This is a genomic window from Ralstonia sp. SET104 (assembly GCF_003851545.1).
Taxonomy (GTDB): Bacteria; Pseudomonadota; Gammaproteobacteria; order Burkholderiales; family Burkholderiaceae; genus Ralstonia.
This window is the reverse complement of record NZ_BHVX01000005.1, coordinates 92,483-111,947: the sequence shown is the minus strand read 5'-3', so window position 1 is coordinate 111,947 and position 19,465 is coordinate 92,483. Positions and strand designations below refer to the sequence as shown.

Below are 19,465 nucleotides of genomic sequence, written 5' to 3'. Positions count from 1 at the left end.
GGAGAACGACATGGCACCGTGGCACGTGGGCTTGATCGGTTTTGGCGAGGTGGGCGGCATCTTCGGGCGTGCATTGGCGGCGCATGCTGAGGTGGCCAGCGTATGCGCATGGGATGTGCTGTTCGCACACGACGCAGCGGTTCGTGTGCAGGTGCCGGCGCCCATCGAGACGGCGGCCAGTTGCGAGACACTTTGCGCGCAGGCCACGCTGATCATTTCCGCCGTCACGGCAGCCAACACGCTGGCGGTGGCCGAACAGGCGGCCGCCAGCATCCGGCCCGGTGCGTTCTTCCTCGACCTCAACTCGGCATCGCCCGGCGTGAAGCAGCAGGCCGCACGCGCCATCGAGGCCGCTGGTGCGCACTACGTGGAGGCGGGCGTGATGACGTCGGTGCCGCCCTACGGCATTCGCGTGCCGATGCTGATCGGCGGCGCCTATGCAGCGGCGCTCAGCCCCGCTCTGGTCGCACTTGGCATGGACGCCAAGCCGGTCTCCGAACGCATCGGCGTCGCATCGGCCATCAAGATGAGCCGGAGCATCCTCATCAAAGGGTTGGAGGCGCTGGTGATCGAGAGCTACACCAACGCCCGTCGCTACGGCGTGGAAGATCGCATGCTGCCCACGCTGGCTGAGACGTTTCCTGGTATCGACTGGCCGACGCTGGGTGGCTATCTGTTCAGCCGCGTTGCCAAGCACGGCAAGCGACGTGCTGAAGAGATGCGTGAGGCCGCGCGCACCGTTGCAGAAACCGGCATCGCGCCGATCCTGTCACAGGCGATCGCCGACAAGCAGCAATGGGTCGCGCAGCTCGCCGCAGCGCACGTATTTGACGGCGTGACCGAACGCGACGGCTGGCAAGCCTATGCCGACTGCATCATCCGCGCGACAGCTACGGCTGGCCCACCGTAGGCAACCCGCGTGCCCTGAGCGGACGCTGATCTGAACCCCCGATTCTTTTTCCCTCGGGCGCCTGACTTGGTCGTGAGGCACCCAGGGGCGGGTTCGCTCGCCCCAACCATCCCAAAAACAACACGGAGACAAGCATGAAATCATGGCGTCCCTCTAGGTTGCTGGCGTTCTTCGCACTTTGTGTGAGCGCAGTGATCATCGCCGGTTGCGGTAGCGACGGAACGAGCACCTCCACCAGTTCCACCACCAACACTTCCACGACGCTGGGGGTTGTGGCGCCAGTGGTGGATTGTTCCAAGCTCGCTTCGGTGGACATCACCGACATCGGCGGGGCGGGCAGTTCGATTGCTTCAGCCACTGTCACGACGGCCACGGTCAACGGCGCGTCCGTCAACTTCTGCACGGTGAAGGGCACGCTCGCGCCCTCCAATACCTTTGAGGTAGCACTGCCGGTCAGCTCCTGGACACAGCGCTTTGCGGAGTTGGGTTGTGGGGGCCTATGCGGCAACCTGAGCGACCCGACCAAGCAGAGCTCGTTCAGCTTCAGCTACTCCTGTCCACTGGTGCAGCAGGGTGGCTTCGTCACGGCAGCCACTGACATGGGCCACTCCGATGCGGATGCCACCTGGACCACCGATACGCAAAAACAGGCGGACTTTGCCTACCGCGGTCAGCACATCACCACGCTCGCGGCCAAGAAGCTGATCCAGGCGTACTACGGGCAGGCACAAAAGTATTCCTACTTTGTCGGCTGCTCTGACGGTGGTCGTGAAGCTCTGATGGCTGCACAACGCTATCCCAACGACTACAACGGCATCATCGCTGGGGCCCCGGCCGCACACTTCCAGATCCAGAACTCACTGTTTCACGGCTGGAGCGTCATCTCGAATAGCACCACTGGCGATAACACCGGCAATGCTGTCTTGTATGCCGACAAGGCTCGCGTGCTGCACAAAGCAGTGGTGGCGGCTTGCGGCGGCGGCAGTGGCGCACCTGATGGCCTGCTGGCGGACCCGCGCACCTGCAACTTCGATCCGGCATCAATCGAATGCGCGGCGAGTGCGACTGACACCAGTAGCTGTCTGACCGCCGCCGAAGTGGCAACCGCCGGCAAGATCTACGGTGGGCCGATGGATACCACGACAGGTCAGCGCATGTTGGCGGGTTCTCCGCAGCTTGGTTCAGAGGCCAACTGGATTGGTGTCGAGTTGCCGACCTCCAATTCGACTGGTGCCCCAGCGCCCGTGACCAGCCTGTTCAGCAACATGATTGTGAGCGGGGCGTACAACCTGATCTTCACCGGCTCGCCGAGCATGCCGAACATCAACACATTCGGCTATCACGACGCCAGCTTCTATCCCAGCTACCTGCAAGCCAATCACTCGCTCAACGACGCGACCAACCCGGATCTTTCCGCCTTCCAGAAGGCCGGCGGCAAGCTGATTCTTTGGCATGGCTGGGCTGACCAGCACATCTCGCCGCTGTTCACCATCCAGTACTACGAAGCCATGCAGAACCAGATGGGTGAATTGACCGTCGGTCAGTTCGCGCGCCTGTATCTGGTGCCGGGCGTGGCCCACTGTGGTGGTGGTGAAGGCATGCCCAACATCGACCTGGTGTCACAGATCACCGCCTGGGCGGAGCAAGGAGTGGCTCCCAGCGCTGTCATGACATACCAGACCGACTCATCAAGCAACGTCACCGCTTCGCGTCCGGTGTATCCGTACCCAGCAGTGGCCAAGTACTCTGGCTCGGGCGACTGGCACGACGGCGCAAACTATACGCAGGGCCCGCAACTGTATAGCGCGAAGACGCCCGCATGGGCTGGCTCCAGCTTCTATACGCCGTACGCCGCAAAAACACAGGGGGTCTCAGCTCCCTAATAGGGGCCGCAGCGGACGCACAAGCCAGCCCACGCCATCGTGGCTGGTTTGCGCGTCTAGATCACCCATATCGATGGGTGAAGGCGGCCGATGTCTGTCCATATCCGGCCTGATGTGCACCACCCGTGGTGTAGCTGAACGGCACAGACGAGTCAATGGAGACAGCTTTAGCGAACTGCAGCCGTTCCATCGCGAGACAGAAAATTACTTGATGAAACTGAGCTGCTTGTTGATTCGGTCGAGCACCGGACGCTTCTTGGCGTTGAACTGCTCTTTGTTCTGTTGAATGAGGTTATTTCCCTTGGTGTCGATCGAGATGATCAACGGGCCGAATTCCTTTACGCGATTGATCCACAGGGTTTCCGGCATCCCAAGATCCTGCCACTCGGCACCTTCGATCTCTTCAACCTGCGTTGCAGCCAGCACGGCGCAGCCACCCGGAAAGATGGCGTGCACCGCCGTTCCTTCCTGGCAACCGGCGGCCGTCTCGGGCCCCATGCCGCCTTTGCCGACGATCAGCTTGACGCCGGTCTGCTTGATAAACTCGCGCTCGAATTTCTCCATGCGCATGCTGGTCGTCGGGCCGATGGACACCATCTCGAATCCGCCATCATCCTTCTTCCGGACAATCGGGCCCGCATGAAAAATCGCTCCGCCTTCCAGGTCGACTGGCAACTCGCGCCCCTGTTCGATCAAGCGCCGGTGCGCCACGTCACGGCAGGTCACCAGGCGGCCGGTCAGGTAAACAACATCGCCCACATTGAGGCTCAGCAGATCTTCGTCCTTGATCGGCGTCGTCAGAATCTTTTTCACAGGGTCACTCCTTCGTGGGAAATGATGTCGTAGGACATGTCCGCGTTGATCCGGATCTTGCCCCGGCGATGCGCCCAGCAACCGGTATTGACCGCAACGCCGATGGTGGATGGGTGCCGGGCAGACGATTCAATGTTTACGCCCATGACACTGTTGTTGCCGGTCAGCCCCTGCGGCCCGATGCCGACTTCATTGAGCCCTTGCTCGAGCAGTTCTTCCATGAGTGCCGCACGCGGGTTCTCGCTCTTGGAATCCACCGGGCGCATGATCGCGAGCTTGGACAGACGTGCCGCGGTTTCCACGGAGGTGGACACACCCACCCCCACCAGAAGCGGCGGGCAAGCATTCACACCGCGCTCGGTGATGACGTCCATGACGAACTCTGCGACACCCTCATAGCCCTGACCCGGCATCAGCACCTTGGCGGCACCCGGCAAGGTGCACCCCCCGCCCGCCATGTAGACGTCGATGGTGCAGCTGTCGAGCCCTGGCACGATGCGCCAGTCCAGCCAGGGAATCTGCGTGCCGGTATTGGTACCGGTGTTCTTCTCGTCGAACGTCTCGACCGCGTTGTGACGGAGTGGCCCGATACGGGTGGCTTCTGCCGTGGCTTCCTTCAATACCGCTTCCAGCTCGCCCAGCAGCGGGAAGTTGGCGCCCGCCTCGACGAAGTACTGGATGACGCCCGTGTCCTGGCAGCTGGGGCGATCCAATTTGTCTGCCGCTTCCTGGTTGCCGGCCATCGAATCGTAGATGGACTTCGCCAGCGGATTCGTCTCCATCGTGCGGAGTTCGGCCAACTTGGTCTTCACATCCTTGGGCAGCCGCTTTCCGATGTAGGCCGTGAATTTGGCCATGGTGTCAGTCAACGACTGAACGGCAACTTCCTTATCCATGTGGTGCTCCATTCAAATTTGGTGGACGAGTAGAGGCGAAGGTCTGCTTAGTGCGCCGTTGCCTGCGCCGCAGCGGCCTTCGATTTCTGCGTGCTTGACAGCACCAGCGTGAGAACCGCCGAGAGCACGAGCAGGCCGGCGACAAAGTAGAGTCCGCCTGCAAAGCTGCCGGTCCGATCCTTGATCCAGCCGATCATCGCGGGACCAAAGAAGCCGCCGAGATTGCCGATCGAGTTGATGGTGGCGATGCCGGTGGCAGCGGCCGCACCGGACAGGAACATCGTGGGCATGCTCCAGAGCGGCGGCTTCGCGCAGCTGATGCCGACGTTCACCAGCGTGAGGGCTGCAATGAGGCCCACTACCCCGTTGGCGCTGCCCGCCACCACCAGACCCACGGCCGCAGCCACGCACGCAATCACGACGTGCCACGTGCGCTCACCGGCCCGATCGGAATGACGAGACCAGAAGACCATCGCAACCACCGAGACGATTGGCGGAATCGCATTGAGCAGACCAACCTTCATGGAAGACATGCCCAACTGCTTGATGATTTGCGGCGCCCAGATGCCGAGCGTGTACAGGCCTGCGGAGGTACCGAAGTAGATCAACGCCAACGCAATCACGCGCAGATCAGCCAGGCCGCGCACGATGCTGTGATTGCCGCTGGCTGCCTTGTTGCTGGATGCTTCCTGCATGGCCTTGACCAGCCAAGCGCGTTCGTCTTCTTTCAGCCAGGAGGCCTGTTCGGGGCGATCTGTCATGTAGAAGAACACCACCACACCGAGGATGAATGCCGGAATGGCTTCGAGAATGAACATCCACTGCCAGCCGGCCATGCCCATAACGCCGTGCATTTCCAGCAGCGCGGCAGAAATCGGGGAGCCCAGCGCGGTGGACAACGGCGCGGCGGCCATGAAAAACGCGGTAACGCCTGCCCGGTGCCGGGCCGGAAACCAATAGCTCAGATACAGGATGATGCCGGGGAAGAAGCCTGCCTCCGCGGCCCCAAGAAGGAAGCGGATGACGTAGAAACTGGTGGTCCCTTGGACGAACGCCATGGCCGCCGAGATGATGCCCCACGTGACCATGACGCGGGCGATCCAAAGGCGCGCCCCGACCTTGTGCAGCACGATGTTGGAGGGCACTTCAAACAGGAAATAGCCCCAGAAGAAAATACCTGCGCCGAAGCCGAGAATCGATGCCGTAAAGCCCAGGTCGCCCTTCATTGTCAGGGCAGCAAAACCGATGTTGACCCGGTCGATGTAGGCTACGAAGTACAGCAGCATGATGAACGGCACGATGCGCCAACTGATCCTGCGCAACGTGCGCTTTTCGATGTCTAGTTCCATTGTTGTCTCCTTGATGTTCCATACAGTCCCAAACTCGGTGCGGGCTCGTTTTTGATCGAGTTCTCGTAGCACTTCGCGGGTCACAGTCTTGCGTGCTTCTTCACTGCACCTGCGCAATGCGCAGCAGATTGGTCGTGCCGGCCACCGTGAATGGCAGCCCCGCAGAAATCACGATGGACTGTCCGCTCTCGCCAAAGCGCTCCTTGAGCACCGTGCGGCTGGCCAGGTCCGTCATCTCCAGCACGTCGATCACTTCGTGGCACAAAACCGCGTGCACACCCCACGCCAGCGCCAGCCGGCGCGCGGTGGCCACGCGTGGCGTCATGCCCAGGATCGGCACCTCGGGGCGCTCGCGCGCCATGCGCAGCGCGGAGTATCCGGAGCTGGTGTAGGCAACGGTGGCCGGCACCTTGAGCAGCCCCGCCACATGGCGCACCGCATAGCCGATGGCATCGGCGGTGTCTGCACGCGGAGGCGTGTGCGAGGCCTGGATGGCGTCGTGATAATGCGGATCGGATTCGGTCCGCCGAATGATGCTGTCCATCATCGTCACGGCTTCAATGGGATAGCGCCCCGATGCCGACTCCGCCGACAGCATGACCGCGTCGGCGCCGTCGTAGACAGCGGTGGCAACGTCCGATGCCTCGGCGCGCGTGGGTACCGGTGCCGTGATCATCGACTCCAGCATCTGCGTGGCGACGATCACCGGTTTGCCGGCCTTGCGGCACGCGCGCACGATCTGCTTTTGGAGGGAGGGCACCTGTTCGGCTGGCATCTCCACACCGAGATCACCGCGGGCCACCATCACCGCATCCGCTTCTTCAATGATCGCTTCCAGGCTCTGAATGGCGGCCGGCTTCTCGAGCTTGGCAACAATGCTGGCACGCCCCTGGACGATGGCCTTGATCTCTCGGATATCTTCGGGCCGCTGCACGAAAGACAGCGCAATCCAGTCGAGCCCAAGCGTCAGGCCGAAGTCGAGATCGCGGCGATCCTTCTCAGTCAATGCCGACAGCGGCAACACGACACCCGGCACGTTCACGCCCTTGCGATCCGACAACGTGCCGCCGTTGACGACGGTGGTGTCTGCAAAATCCGCGCCGCAGTTGTCCACGCGCAGCCGGATCTTGCCGTCGTCGAGCAGCAGATCCGTACCCTTGTGCAGGGCGGCAAAGATTTCCGGATGCGGCAGGCTGACACGCTCGCGTGTGCCGGGGGCATCGCGCTCGAGATCAAGCCGGAACCCGGCACCAGAGGTCAGTTGAACGGGGCCATCCACAAAGGTGCCAATGCGCAGCTTGGGGCCTTGCAGGTCAAGGAGGACACCGATGGGTCGGCCACGTTCGCGCTCCACGGCGCGGATCGTCTCCAGGCGCTGCCGGTGGTCGTCATGCGTGCCGTGGCTGAAGTTCAGCCGGAAGACGTCGGCACCTGCTTCGAACAGGGCGTCGATGACTTCCGGGGTGTTGCTCGCGGGGCCGAGGGTGGCGACGATCTTCGCGTTGCGCAGGCGTCTCATGGGTGTAGCTCCAGATCAGGGCGCGACCAGAATCGCGCGGAAGTCGTTCACGTTGGTCATCGTGGGACCGGTGACGACTGCGTCGCCCAGTGCCTCGAAAAAACCGTGTCCATCGTTGCAAGCAAGCGCGTCTTGCGCACGGATGCCGAGACCCCAGGCACGCTGCAATGTGTCCGGCGAGACAATGGCGCCAGCAATTTCTTCCAGCCCATCAACGCCATCGGTGTCGCCCGCAAGGGCATAAACGCCCGGCTGTCCGCGCAGTGCGAGTGCGAGTGACAGGAGGAATTCGACATTGCGGCCGCCCCTGCCCTTGCCGCGAACGGTGACCGTTGTTTCGCCACCCGAGAGCAGCACGCACGGCACGGGGAACGGCTCACCGTGGCGGGCCACCTCCAGTGCAATGCCGCCCAAGACCTTGCCGACGTCGCGCGCTTCGCCCTCGATGGCATCGCCCAGCACGTAGGCGGGAAGGCCTGCTTCGCGAGCCACGCGTGCCGCGGCCTGCAACGCCATGCGCGGCGTGGCAATCAACCGGGTTTCGATGCGCGGCAGACGTGCGTCGCCGGCCTTGATGGTCTCCGCGTTTTTCGAGGCGAGGACGTCGCGCACGTGCAGCGGGATCGCAATGTCGTAGCGGCGGATGATGTCGAGCGCATCGGCCAGCGTGGTCGCATCGGGCACGGTGGGGCCGGACGCGATATCGACGGGATCGTCACCAGGCACGTCGGAAAGCAGCAAATTGCAAACGCGTGCGGGATGACAGGCAGCAGCCAGGCGTCCGCCCTTGATGGCCGACAGATGACGGCGCACGCAGTTCATCTCGGTAATGGTCGCGCCGGAAGCCAACAGCGCCCGGTTCACGGCCTGCTTGTCGGCAAGCGAAATGCCCGGCAGCGGTAGCGGCAGGAGCGACGAACCGCCGCCCGAGATCAGGCAGACCACCAGGTCGTCCTCCGTGAGCCCCGACACCAGCTCGAGCATCTCGCGTGCAGCCTGATGGCCGGCTGCGTCCGGCACGGGGTGCGCCGCCTCAACAATGCGAATCTGCTTGCACGGGACGGCGTATCCGTACCGCGTCACGACGAGTCCGCTCACCGTGCTGCCCCACGCCTGTTCAAACGCGTGCGCCATCGCAGCCGAAGCCTTGCCCGCCCCGATCACGATCGTGCGGCCCTTCGGGCGCTCCGGCAAGGTCGCGGACAGCGTCAGCGCGGGTTGCGCAGCAGCGATCGCAGCGTCAAACATAGCGCGCAGCAGCTTGCGAGCGGTGTCGTCGTGCATGTCTTTCCCCAATGGGTTAGTCAGCAGCGCACGCGCTGGCGCAGAGAGCGGAGCAGAGTCGACGCGCGTTTTGGCATGCCCGATGCCGGCGGCACATCGGTATGTGCGGTGACCACGCCACGGCACGGCACGGCGCGATGCAATCGCCCATGCTGGTACAAAGCTCGCCGAACATGCGTCGAGTCATTGCTGTCTCCTATCTGCTCTGTAGATGGCACACGCTTGGCAGCTCTTGTTGTCTGCTTCAGTGACGACGCGCTGTGCCCTGAGGACTGGTGGCCTTATGGGCCTTATGGGGCTAACGGGCCTAACGGGCCAGATGTCGCCCTGGCCCACCCTGCTATCAGGCGGCTTTGGCCGTTCGGTTCGTAGCGAGGTAGTCGCAGACGGCTTTGGTCACCTGCGCAGTGGTGGCCTTGCCGCCCAAATCGCCGGTGTGCAGCGCAGGGTTGCCGGTCACCGCTTCAATGGCGGCCATGACCTGACGCGCAGCCTCGGTCTCACCGAGGTGTTCGAGCAGCATCACGACCGACCAGAACGTGCCCACCGGGTTGGCCAAGCCCTTGCCCATGATGTCGAAGGCCGAACCGTGGATCGGCTCGAACATCGACGGATAACGGCGCTCCGGATCGATGTTGCCCGTGGGCGCAATGCCCAGGCTGCCGGCCAATGCGGCGGCCAGGTCGCTCAGGATGTCGGCATGCAGGTTGGTGGCGACGATGGTGTCGAGCGTGGCCGGGCGGTTGACCATGCGTGCCGTAGCGGCGTCCACCAGTTCCTTGTCCCACTTCACGTCGGGGAATTCCTTGGCGATCTGCACGGCGATCTCGTCCCACATCACCATGGCGTGGCGCTGTGCGTTGGACTTGGTGATCACGGTCAGCAGCTTGCGCGGACGCGACTGCGCCAGCTTGAAAGCGAAGCGCATGATGCGTTCGACACCGACGCGGGTCATCATCGACACATCGGTGGCGGCTTCGATCGGATGGCCCTGGTGCACGCGACCGCCCACACCGGAATATTCGCCTTCGGAGTTCTCACGCACGATCACCCAGTCCAGATCGTTCGGGCCGCAGCGCTTGAGCGGTGCGTCGATGCCCGGGAGGATGCGTGTTGGGCGCACGTTGGCGTACTGGTCGAAGCCCTGGCAGATCTTTAGGCGCAGGCCCCACAGCGTGATGTGATCGGGAATTTGATTGTCACCGGCGGAACCGAACAGGATGGCGTCCTTGCCACGCAGGGCGTTCAAGCCATCCTCCGGCATCATCACGCCGTGCTGACGGTAGTAGTCGCCGCCCCAGCCGAAGTTCTCGAATTCGAAGCGAAAGCCAGCGCCTGCGGCGGCCAGTGCCTCCATGACTTCACGCCCAGCGGGCACGACTTCCTTGCCGATGCCATCCCCTGGGATCGTCGCAATCTTGTATGTCTTCATTCTTCGTCTCCTGATCAGAATCACCGCTTGCTGGCGTGAGAAGGATTCTGTTTGGTAGACGTGGTTTTGGATCGAATATAAAGTTAAACCGTTCTCAACCTGAAGTTAACAATGCGGGAAGCGGTGTGACTACGCAATCGACCGGCGCTGGCGCCATACACCCGTCCGAACTCGGTTTCTTTGTGTCACTTGCAATGGCAGGCAGCCTAAGTGCCGCCGCACGTGATCTGGGGATCTCTACGGCGGCGGTCAGCAAACGCCTCGCTCAGATGGAGACGCGCATCGGTCTTCCGTTGATTGTCCGAACCACACGACGCATGAGCCTGACGCCCGAGGGGGAAGTTTTCCTCGAACGTGCACGGCGCATCCTCGGAGAAATTGATGACCTGCAGCAGTTGCTAACCAGTGCCAAAGGCAAGCCGAGCGGTCTCTTGCGGGTGAACGCAACACTTGGATTCGGGCGTATGCACGTAGCGCCCGTGATCGCGGAATACAGTCGGACTTATCCAGACGTTGACGTACAGCTACAGTTGTCGGCGGATCCACCTCCACTATCTGAAGACGCCTTCGATGTGTGCGTGCGCTTTGGCCAGCCGCCAGATGCGCGCATCATTGCACGCCTGCTGGCCCCCAACCGCCGGCTACTGTGCGCCTCGCCCAAGTATTTACGGGAGCATGGGCAGCCGCAGACGCCCGCAGACCTGCAACGCCACAATTGCATTGGCATTCGGCAAGGGAGCGATGCTTACGGTGTGTGGCGGCTAACGCCAGCCAAGGGCGCCAAAGCGCGTACAGAAGCCGTCCATGTGCGCGGCAACCTCACGACCAATGATGGCGAAATCGCGGTGAGCTGGGCACTCGATGGCCTCGGTATCGTGATGCGAGCGGAATGGGATGTTGAACGATATCTACGCAGCGGCCGTCTCGTTCAGGTGCTTCCGCAATACGCAACACCAGAAGCCAGCATCTATGCGGTGTACCCTCATCGGCACCAGTTGTCTTCCAGAATTCGCCTGTTCGTTGACTTCCTCGCCGCGCAGTTTGCAAAGCTTCAGCAGTAGAACGACGGCCAACAATGCTCTTGTGGCAACCGAGAATCTCAGTAAACGGCGGCCAGTTGAGTTCAGCGACGAAATCGGCGGGACTGGGGAGTAGTTGTGCGGTTCAATCCATGCGGCATCCAACTAGCTCCACGTAGCCCAAGATTTCGTCCGCACCTCCGGTGGGTCGGTCTTTCTTCCGAAATCAAGCAGAACCAAATCCGATTTCAAATCATTAAAAAAAATCATCGAGATGCGGCAAACCACATGCCGCCAATCATGACTACAGCCGAGGCCGCCATCTGCGTATGGTGTCGTAAGTCCGTGAGCTGGGATGCGCGAGTTTCGTGTGTCGACGATCGAAACAACGAAAGAGGAGCCGGAGCCCCTTTTGTTTGCGACGTACCTGTTCAGGGCAGGAGCGCTCCCGGTCCCTTATTCACGCTCGCTTTTGTGATCTCCGCCTCTTGAGCCGTCCACTCGGCAACGCGCTCGCTCAACGACAGGCCCAGGCCGGGGCGCGTTGGCACCATCATGCGGCCGTCGCGCGTTTCCAGCTTCTCGTTGAACAGCGGCTCCAGCCATTCGAAGTGCTCGACCCACGGTTCGCGAGAGTACGCGGCGGCCAAATGCACGTGCAGCTCCATCGCAAAATGCGGCGCCAGCATCAGGCCAGCATGATCGGCCAGCGCAGCAATCTTGGTGAATGGCGTAATTCCGCCAACGCGCGGGCCGTCCGGCATCAGGTAGTCCGCTCCGCGCTGCCGGATGAATTCCCAATGTTCCGACACGCTGGTGAGCATCTCGCCAGTGGCGATCGGCGTATCGAACTGGGCAGCCAGCGCGGCATGGCCTTCGGCGTCGTAGCAGTCGAGCGGCTCTTCGATCCAGACCAGGTTGAAGGGCTCAAAAGTGCGGCACATGCGCTGGGCGGTGGGGCGATCCCATTGCTGGTTGGCGTCGACCATGAGCGGAAAGTCATCACCGAGGTGCTCGCGCACCGCTGCCACACGCTGCACGTCGAGCGCGCGATCGGGCTGGCCGACCTTGAGCTTGATGCCGCCGATGCCCTTGGCCCGTGAGATGTCTGTGTTGACCAGCAACTGATCGAGCGGCGTGTGGAGGAAGCCGCCCGACGTGTTGTAGCAGCGCACTGAATCGCGCTGTGCGCCCAGCAGTTTGGCGAGCGACAGAGTGGCGCGCTTGGCCTTCATGTCCCACAACGCCACATCAAACGCGCCGATGGCCTGCACAGCCAGGCCGCTGCGTCCGACCGATGCACCGGCCCACGCGAGCTTGTCCCACAGGCGCGCAATGTCGTTCGGGTCTTCGCCGATCAGCACCGGCGCAATTTCCTTGGCGTGCGCAAACTGGCCGGGGCCACCCGCGCGCTTGGAGTAGCTGAACCCGAGGCCGCGATGGCCGTCTGCGGTACCGATCTCGACAAAGAGGATGGCGATTTCCGTCATCGGCTTCTGCCGGCCGGTCAGCACCTTGGCGTCGCTGATCGGGTTGGCCAGTGGCAGGAAGACCGAGCGGATGCGGATGTGTTCAATGCGATCGCGAGCAAGCTGATCGGTGAGGAGAGCGTCTGGACTGTTCATGGTGGGCTGCTTAGTAAAAACGAAAGGGAGCGATGTGGTCGTGCATTGCCTTCAGGACAACGACTCGGCCGGTGCTTGTGATGAGATCGGACCAGCATCGGATGCAGGCTCCGAGGGCAAGCGCTCGAGCTTGCCGACAATCAGCAGGTAAGAGCACGCGCCAAGCAGCGCGACGCCCGCAACGTAGGTGAGCGCCGCCTCGAACGAGCCGGTCTGCTTGATCATCCAGCCGATGGCCAGTGGTGTGACGATGCTGGCGAGGTTGCCGCACAGGTTGAAGATGCCGCCGCTGATGCCCATGGCCTTTCTTGGTGAAACATCGCCCACGATGCACCAGCCGAGATTGCCGATGCCCTTGGCAAAGAACGCGATTGACATCACCAGCACCACGACGGCGGTTGACTGCACATAGTTGGCGATGACGATGCTGCTGGAGAGAGCCAGACCCGTGATGATCGGCACCTTGCGCGCGGCCGTCAGGCTGAGGCCGCGCTTGAGCATCCAGTCGGACCACAGGCCGCCAATAAGCCCACCCACGCAACCGGCCACGGCCGGGATAGCCGCCACCAGGCCCACCTTCAGAATCGACATGCCCTTGGCCTCGATCAGATAGGTCGGGAACCACGTCAGGAAGAACCACGTGATGGAGGTCAGGCAGAACTGGCCGATGTAGATGCCGGCCATCATGCGGTTTGCCGAGATAGCCTTGACCTGGCGCCAGCTGAACGGACTTGGGCCATCGGCCATGGTCGGCAGGCCGCCGCCGGCGGAGATGTATTCGAGCTCTGCCGCATTTACGCGGCGATGCTGGGACGGCTCACGTACCGCGTGCAGCCACGCCAGGCCAATCAGTACGCCAACGGCGCCCGTGGTGAAGAACACGTAGTGCCACCCCCACTGGCTGACGGTGAACGTCATGACCGGTGTGAACACGGCCAGCGCGAAGTACTGCGCCGACTGGAACACCGATGTCGCCAGCCCGCGCTCCTGGCTGGGGAACCACATCACAGTCAGCCGGCTGTTGCACGGAAAGGCGGGCGACTCCGCCACGCCCATCAGAAAGCGCAGCACAAACAGCACGACAAACGCCGACGCCGCAAACAGATGCACGTAGCCTTGCAAGAAGGTCAGTACAGACCATCCGATGAGGCTGACCCCGAGCACCACACGCGCACCAAAACGGTCGAGGATCAGCCCGCCGGGAATCTGCATGGCCGTGTAGGCCCACCCGAAAGCCGAAAACGCGATGCCCATGGTCAACGCATCGAAGCCGAGGTCGTGGCGCATTCTCGGTGCGGCAATCGAGAGCGTGGCGCGGTCTACGTAGTTGAATACCGTCACGATGAAGATCATCGTCAAGATGAACCATCGCACCCGGGTTGGGTGTGTGGACTGAGGTGACGTGGGCATGCAGGTCTCCGGTGTTGTGCCATGGCCCCTTCTGCGATTGGACGGGCTCTTTTGCTGGCGATGGGGCGCGGACGAGAGTGAAGCCGTCAGCCCCGATGGAGGCTATTATTAGATGATTGCGCAATCATTCAAGCCAAATTGATTGCGCAATCACTCTCGTTTACCCTGCTGTGGCGCTGGAACCGCTTGCGCCACTGGCACTGAAACTGCACCGACAACGCAGAGAGCACACATGGTTCGAAAACTGAAAAGCCGCACCCCGGATGCGCTCGGAAATGGCGCCGCGAGCGTGACGCTCATCGACGTGGCCCGGGTGGCCGGCGTCGCGCCCATGACGGTTTCGCGGGCGCTCAATCGACCCGAGCTGGTGCGGGAAGAAACGCAGAAGAAGGTGCTGGCGGCCGTGCGTACGACGGGGTACGTGCCGAACATGCTTGCCGGCAGCCTGGCCAGCAGCAAAAGCCGGTTGGTGGCAGTGCTGCTGCCAACCATCGCCAGTTCGATCTTTGCCGAGACGGTCCAGGCGTTGATGGATGGCTTGTCGGTGGCCAACTATCAGACTCTCATCGGCTTGACGGGCTACTCGGCCAGTCGCGAAGAAGCGCTGGTGGAGGCGTTACTGGGGCGGCGCCCCGACGCCATCGTGCTGGCAGGGACGGACCACACCGACGCCACCATCGAGCGCCTGACCAAGGCGAACATCCCCGTGGTCGAAATCTGGGACTTGACCGACAAGCCGATCGACATGGTCATCGGTTTCTCACACGAGCAGGTGGGCCACGACGTGGCGCGCCATCTGCTAGAGAAGGGCTATCGGCGCTTTGGTGTGGTCTCGGTCAACGACCCTCGCGGCTTGCGGCGTTGCGAGAGCTTCAGGGCAGAACTCGCGCGGCAGGGCATCGGCGAATGCGCATTCGAGGTGTTGCCTGCGCCGGCCACGCTGGAAGGCGGCCGACGCGGGCTCGCGCGCATGCTCGATAGCGCCAGGCCCGACATTATCGTCTGCAGCTCCGACACGCTGGCTGAAGGGGTGCTGATGGAAGCCGCCAGCCGAGGCATGCATGTGCCGCGCGACCTTGCCGTCATGGGCTTTGGCGACTTGAGCATGGCGGCACAACTGCACCCCGCACTGTCTACGGTCAAGGTGGGTGGCGCCAATATCGGAAAGCGGACTGCAGAGGCGTTGCTTGAGCGTTTCGGGACAGGGTCAAACGATACGTTGCTGCGCATCGATACGGGGTTCACCATCATCGATCGGAAGAGCGCCTAAGGCCGCCTTCGACAGCTGATTCCCAATTATGTGGTCGCACGCCACCGGCCCCGAAGTCATGCAGCGCATCGCCGCACCCATGGTCGGCGGCATGGTGACCGCGCCGCTGCTTTCTCTGTTTGTTGTTCCCGCCGTGTACCTGCTGTTGCGCAGGCGCGGCACATCTTCCCCGTCCCCGACTCCCTCTCACTCCCAACACGAGGTTTCACGATGAAGCACGCATCTGCTCTGATCTTCACCCTCGCTCTGACGGGCGCTTCGGCGGCATTCGCGGCCACCATGGAAGGCATGGACATGAAGCCGGCTGCTCAAGCCGGACAGTCCAGGCAGGCCCCCAAGCCTGTCGCAGCGGAAGTCCGCAAGGTCTACCCCGATACCGGCAAGATCACGCTCAAGCACGGCGACATCGACAACCTCGGCATGGGGGCCATGACGATGACATTCACGGTCAAGGACAAGGCTTCGCTCAAAAACTTCAAGGAGGGAGACAAGGTGATGGCGGTCTTTGATAGGGTCAATGGTCAACCCACTGTGGTGGAATTGCACCGCCAGTAACGGGTAGAGGCTTGGCAGCCAAGCTCTCTGTCAGTAACTGTGCTTCGAGCTTAGACAGGCAAAAAACTTATCAAACACTGTAAAAAAAGGGCGGTTATGAATCGCCCCGGGAGCCGGTCGGTCGAGTGACCATGACACCTCGCTAGCCAGCTCGCCGGCAGAAAAAAAACGCCAACCCGCACACACAGTGGGTTGGCGTTTTGCTTTGGATACGACCAATATCAGTGGAACTGATTCATGGTGTTGTCCTTACCCGCTGCCTTCAACGCTGCCTCGCCGCTGAAGTATTCCTTGTGGTCGTCGCCGATGTCCGAGCCCGACATGTTCTGGTGCTTGACGCAAGCGATGCCCTGACGGATTTCCTTGCGCTGCACGCCAGCCACGTAACCCAGCATGCCTTGGTCACCGAAGTATTCCTTGGCCAGATTGTCGGTCGACAGTGCGGCGGTGTGGTACGTCGGCAGCGTGATCAGGTGATGGAAGATACCGGCTTCGCGCGATGCGTCGGCCTGGAAGGTGCGAATCTTCTCGTCGGCGAGCTTTGCCAGTTCGGAGTCGTCGTACTCCGTGCTCATCAGTTGGCCGCGCTCATAGGCCGACACATCCTTGCCAGCTTCCTTCATCGCGTCGTACACCTGCTGGCGGAAGTTCAGCGTCCAGTTGAACGACGGGCTGTTGTTGTACACCAGCTTGGCGTTCGGAATGACCTTGCGGATCTCGCTCACCATGCCGCCAATCTGAGCGATATGCGGCTTTTCGGTTTCGATCCACAGCAGGTCGGCGCCGTTCTGCAGCGAGGTGATGCAATCCAGCACGCAGCGTGCTTCGCCCGTGCCGGCGCGGAACTGGAACAGGTTGCTCGGCAGGCGCTTCGGACGCAGCAGCTTGCCATCGCGCTTGATGATGAGGTCACCGTTGCCCAGTTGGTCGGCCGACAGTTCTTCGCAATCGAGGAATGCGTTGTATTGGTCGCCCAGGTCGCCCGGCGCGTTGGTCACGGCGATCTGCTTGGTCAGGCCGGCGCCCAGCGAGTCGGTACGGGCCACGATGATGCCGTCGTCCACGCCCAGTTCCAGAAACGCGTAGCGGATGGCGCGAATCTTCGCCAGGAAGTCTTCGTGCGGCACGGTGACCTTGCCGTCCTGGTGGCCGCACTGCTTCTCGTCCGACACCTGGTTTTCAATCTGGATGCAGCACGCGCCGGCTTCGATGAACTGCTTGGCCAGCAGGTACGTGGCTTCAGCGTTGCCGAAACCCGCGTCGATGTCGGCAATGATGGGCACAACGTGTGTGACGTGGTTGTCGATCTTTTGCTGGATGGCGGCCTTGGCAGCGGCGTCTTTGGCAGCGTCCAGTTCGCGGAACAGGCCGCCCAGTTCACGGGCATCGGCCTGGCGCAGGAAGGTGTACAGCTCGCGGATCAGCGCGCTGACGGAGGTTTTTTCGTGCATCGACTGGTCGGGCAGCGGGCCGAACTCAGAGCGCAGCGCAGCGACCATCCAGCCCGACAGGTACAGATAGCGCCGCTCGGTGCTGTTGAAGTGCTTCTTGATGGAGATCATCTTCTGCTGGCCGATGAAGCCGTGCCAGCAACCCAGCGACTGCGTGTACTTGGCCGGATCCGCATCGTAGGCGGCCATGTCTGCGCGCATGATCTTGGCGGTGTACTTGGCGATGTCCAGACCCGTCTTGAACTTGTTCTGCGCACGCATGCGAGCAGCGTACTCGGGGTTGATCGCGTTCCATGCGCTGCCGTGGGTTTCTTTCAAACCGGCAACTGCCTTGATGTCGTCTTGATACTGGGCCATGTCAATTTCCTGGAAATAAAGCGCGTTTGAGGAGAATCGGTTGCGTGTGCAGCTACGGATATCGAAGCGAGCAGCATGGATTCATTGTAGGGCGCCTTTGACGCGTCGCAGCAAGGTCTTATATAAGACATAAGAGTTAGTTTTTTGTTATTTATCAATGAGATAGCCAACAAATTTTGCGATGCGGAACGTGTTTTCAGGAAACGGAAAGGCGATGCCAGAGAAATCCGGCACGAATTTCGTAATGTGGAACGCGCTTTCAGTGTTCGAGGCGGCGTGTGCAGGCGCCTTGTCCTGCCCGATAGGGCGTTACCTCGGATTCGGGAAACCGACGCTTGAGCTTTTTTTTGGAAGGGGCAAACAGGTCGTCCTGCTCGTAGCGCGGCAGCAGCACGCAGATCTCATGCAGGAGTTTTAAGAAGCGCCGCGGATGTCACGGCCCGTTTGCCTATGACCACGCCGGACAGCATGAAGGAAGAAGCCCGGACTGGGCGCCCAGGTGGCTGCACGCCCGCCACGCTGGCTTGCGCTTCGAGCGGCTATAAGCGGCACCTCATTCGCCCTGCCCGCGCGCAAAGATGTCCCAACTCGCCATGAACAGCGCGGCGACCAGCGGCCCGATCACAAAGCCGGTGATACCGAACAGCTCCATGCCGCCGAGCGTGGAGATCAGCACGACCCAGTCGGGCATCTTGGTGTCCTTACCGACGAGCAGCGGGCGCAACAGGTTGTCGACCAGGCCGATTACGCCGCCGCAGAATGCAACGAGGATCACGCATTTCCAGATCGCGCCCACCATCAGAAAGTAGAGCGCGACCGGAATCCACACGAGGCTCGCGCCAATCGCGGGCAACAGCGACAGAAACGCCATGAGCGCGCCCCACAGCACCACGCCGTCAATGCCCAGGAACCAGAAGATCAGCCCGCCGAGCGCACCCTGCACGAGCGCCACCGCAATATTGCCCTTCACGGTGGCGCGCACGACTGTCGTGAACTTGCTCAGCAGCAAGCGCTTGTGCTCTTCGTCCATCGGCAGCGCGCGGCGCACACGGCGGCCGATCTCGGCGCCATCGCGCAGCAGGAAGAACACCATGTAAAGCATCACGCCAAAGCCGACGACAAACTGGAACGTGTTCTGCCCGATGCTCAGCGCCTGCGCCGCGGCAAACTGGCTGATCTGTGCCGCGCCATCGGCCAGCCTCTTCTGAATGCCGGCAATGTTGGTCAGACCCGCTTTGGCAAGCAGTTGCTGCACCCACGTCGGCAGTGCGTGAACGGCTTCTGAAAGGTACCGGGAGTAGTTCGGCTGCGCGTTCTGGATTTCCTGATAGGCAACACCGATTTCCTGCACGATGGTCGCCGCTACAAAGATGACCGGCAGGATCACGATCAGAATGATCAAGGCGAGCGTGGCGAGCGCGGCAAGATTGTGCCGCTTGCCCATTCGGGCGACCAGCACGCGCTGCACGGGCTGAAACAGGATCGCCAGGATGACGCCCCAGAACACCGCGCCAAAAAACGGCGAGAGGATCCAGCAGAGCCCGAGCGTAACGACGAACAGCAGGAGGTAGAAGAATTTCTGGTGGTCGTTTCCGCGATCCATGGGTTGCTTTCGCTTGAAGGTGACGTCTGAAGAGCCTGAGCAGGATCCGGGCCAGGCAATGGAATCTGAGTATGCCCGCGCGGCTGGCG

The 19,465-nt window shown here is 61.9% G+C and carries 16 protein-coding genes and 1 pseudogene; 6 read left to right on the top strand and 11 right to left on the bottom strand.

Annotation, left to right across the window (positions count from 1 at the left end):
- The first annotated feature begins 10 nt into the window (after positions 1-10).
- Both PSUB009319_RS08415 and PSUB009319_RS08410 read left to right on the top strand, forming a co-directional pair.
- A complete protein-coding gene (locus PSUB009319_RS08415) occupies positions 11-910 on the top strand; it encodes an NAD(P)-dependent oxidoreductase (RefSeq protein WP_124381784.1) in 900 nt (299 codons plus the stop codon).
- Positions 911-1,044: 134 nt separating this feature from the next.
- Positions 1,045-2,793, top strand: coding sequence for a tannase/feruloyl esterase family alpha/beta hydrolase (locus PSUB009319_RS08410; protein WP_124381783.1), 1,749 nt, complete (start codon positions 1,045-1,047; stop codon positions 2,791-2,793).
- Between the two features lie 204 nt (positions 2,794-2,997).
- On the opposite strand, the gene ttdB is transcribed toward PSUB009319_RS08410, so the two are convergent.
- The 6 genes from ttdB to PSUB009319_RS08380 form a co-directional block, all read right to left on the bottom strand.
- On the bottom strand, positions 2,998-3,606 hold the full coding sequence (ttdB, locus tag PSUB009319_RS08405) for a L(+)-tartrate dehydratase subunit beta (protein WP_124381782.1): 609 nt from the start codon (positions 3,604-3,606) through the stop codon (positions 2,998-3,000).
- Positions 3,603-4,502, bottom strand: a complete 900-nt coding sequence (gene ttdA, locus PSUB009319_RS08400; RefSeq protein ID WP_124381781.1) for a L(+)-tartrate dehydratase subunit alpha — start codon at positions 4,500-4,502, stop codon at positions 3,603-3,605. The genes ttdB and ttdA overlap by 4 nt, the downstream gene beginning before the upstream one ends.
- A gap of 47 nt (positions 4,503-4,549) precedes the next feature.
- A complete protein-coding gene (locus PSUB009319_RS08395) occupies positions 4,550-5,851 on the bottom strand; it encodes an MFS transporter (protein WP_124381780.1) in 1,302 nt (433 codons plus the stop codon).
- 100 nt (positions 5,852-5,951) lie between these two features.
- On the bottom strand, positions 5,952-7,370 hold the full coding sequence (gene pyk / locus PSUB009319_RS08390; protein WP_124381779.1) for a pyruvate kinase: 1,419 nt from the start codon (positions 7,368-7,370) through the stop codon (positions 5,952-5,954).
- 15 nt (positions 7,371-7,385) lie between these two features.
- Positions 7,386-8,654, bottom strand: a complete 1,269-nt coding sequence (locus PSUB009319_RS08385) for a glycerate kinase (protein WP_124381778.1) — start codon at positions 8,652-8,654, stop codon at positions 7,386-7,388.
- A gap of 343 nt (positions 8,655-8,997) precedes the next feature.
- Positions 8,998-10,086 (bottom strand): tartrate dehydrogenase, encoded by a 1,089-nt coding sequence (locus tag PSUB009319_RS08380; RefSeq protein ID WP_124381777.1) that lies wholly within the window; start codon positions 10,084-10,086, stop codon positions 8,998-9,000.
- Positions 10,087-10,211: 125 nt separating this feature from the next.
- Here PSUB009319_RS08380 and PSUB009319_RS08375 point away from each other — a divergent pair, with 125 nt between their 5' ends.
- Positions 10,212-11,147, top strand: coding sequence for a LysR family transcriptional regulator (locus PSUB009319_RS08375; RefSeq protein WP_124381776.1), 936 nt, complete (start codon positions 10,212-10,214; stop codon positions 11,145-11,147).
- A 389-nt stretch (positions 11,148-11,536) separates the two neighbouring features.
- Here PSUB009319_RS08375 and PSUB009319_RS08370 read toward each other — a convergent pair whose 3' ends face one another.
- Both PSUB009319_RS08370 and PSUB009319_RS08365 read right to left on the bottom strand, forming a co-directional pair.
- Entirely contained in the window at positions 11,537-12,730 is a 1,194-nt protein-coding gene (locus PSUB009319_RS08370; protein ID WP_124381775.1) for a mandelate racemase/muconate lactonizing enzyme family protein, read from the bottom strand.
- Between the two features lie 51 nt (positions 12,731-12,781).
- Complete coding sequence (locus PSUB009319_RS08365) at positions 12,782-14,140, bottom strand: MFS transporter (RefSeq protein ID WP_124381774.1); 1,359 nt, start codon at positions 14,138-14,140, stop codon at positions 12,782-12,784.
- A 232-nt stretch (positions 14,141-14,372) separates the two neighbouring features.
- On the opposite strand from PSUB009319_RS08365, the gene PSUB009319_RS08360 reads away from it, so the two are divergent.
- From PSUB009319_RS08360 to PSUB009319_RS08350, 3 genes and pseudogenes are all read left to right on the top strand, one after another.
- Positions 14,373-15,410, top strand: coding sequence for a LacI family DNA-binding transcriptional regulator (locus tag PSUB009319_RS08360; RefSeq protein ID WP_124381773.1), 1,038 nt, complete (start codon positions 14,373-14,375; stop codon positions 15,408-15,410).
- A 22-nt stretch (positions 15,411-15,432) separates the two neighbouring features.
- Positions 15,433-15,624: pseudogene (locus PSUB009319_RS08355) on the top strand (efflux RND transporter permease subunit); the annotation flags it as partial.
- A complete protein-coding gene (locus tag PSUB009319_RS08350) occupies positions 15,621-15,965 on the top strand; it encodes a copper-binding protein (protein ID WP_124381772.1) in 345 nt (114 codons plus the stop codon). The pseudogene PSUB009319_RS08355 and the gene PSUB009319_RS08350, both read left to right, overlap by 4 nt.
- A gap of 221 nt (positions 15,966-16,186) precedes the next feature.
- Here the strand turns inward: PSUB009319_RS08350 and PSUB009319_RS08345 are convergent, their stop codons facing one another.
- The 3 genes from PSUB009319_RS08345 to PSUB009319_RS08340 all read right to left on the bottom strand — a co-directional run bounded on the left by PSUB009319_RS08345 (position 16,187) and on the right by PSUB009319_RS08340 (position 19,376).
- A complete protein-coding gene (locus PSUB009319_RS08345) occupies positions 16,187-17,773 on the bottom strand; it encodes an isocitrate lyase (protein WP_124381771.1) in 1,587 nt (528 codons plus the stop codon).
- 259 nt (positions 17,774-18,032) lie between these two features.
- Positions 18,033-18,167: a hypothetical protein gene (locus PSUB009319_RS23205; RefSeq protein ID WP_260392912.1), complete on the bottom strand. Its 135-nt coding sequence runs from the start codon at positions 18,165-18,167 to the stop codon at positions 18,033-18,035.
- A 159-nt stretch (positions 18,168-18,326) separates the two neighbouring features.
- Positions 18,327-19,376: an AI-2E family transporter gene (locus PSUB009319_RS08340; RefSeq protein WP_124381770.1), complete on the bottom strand. Its 1,050-nt coding sequence runs from the start codon at positions 19,374-19,376 to the stop codon at positions 18,327-18,329.
- Between the last annotated feature and the right edge of the window lie 89 nt (positions 19,377-19,465).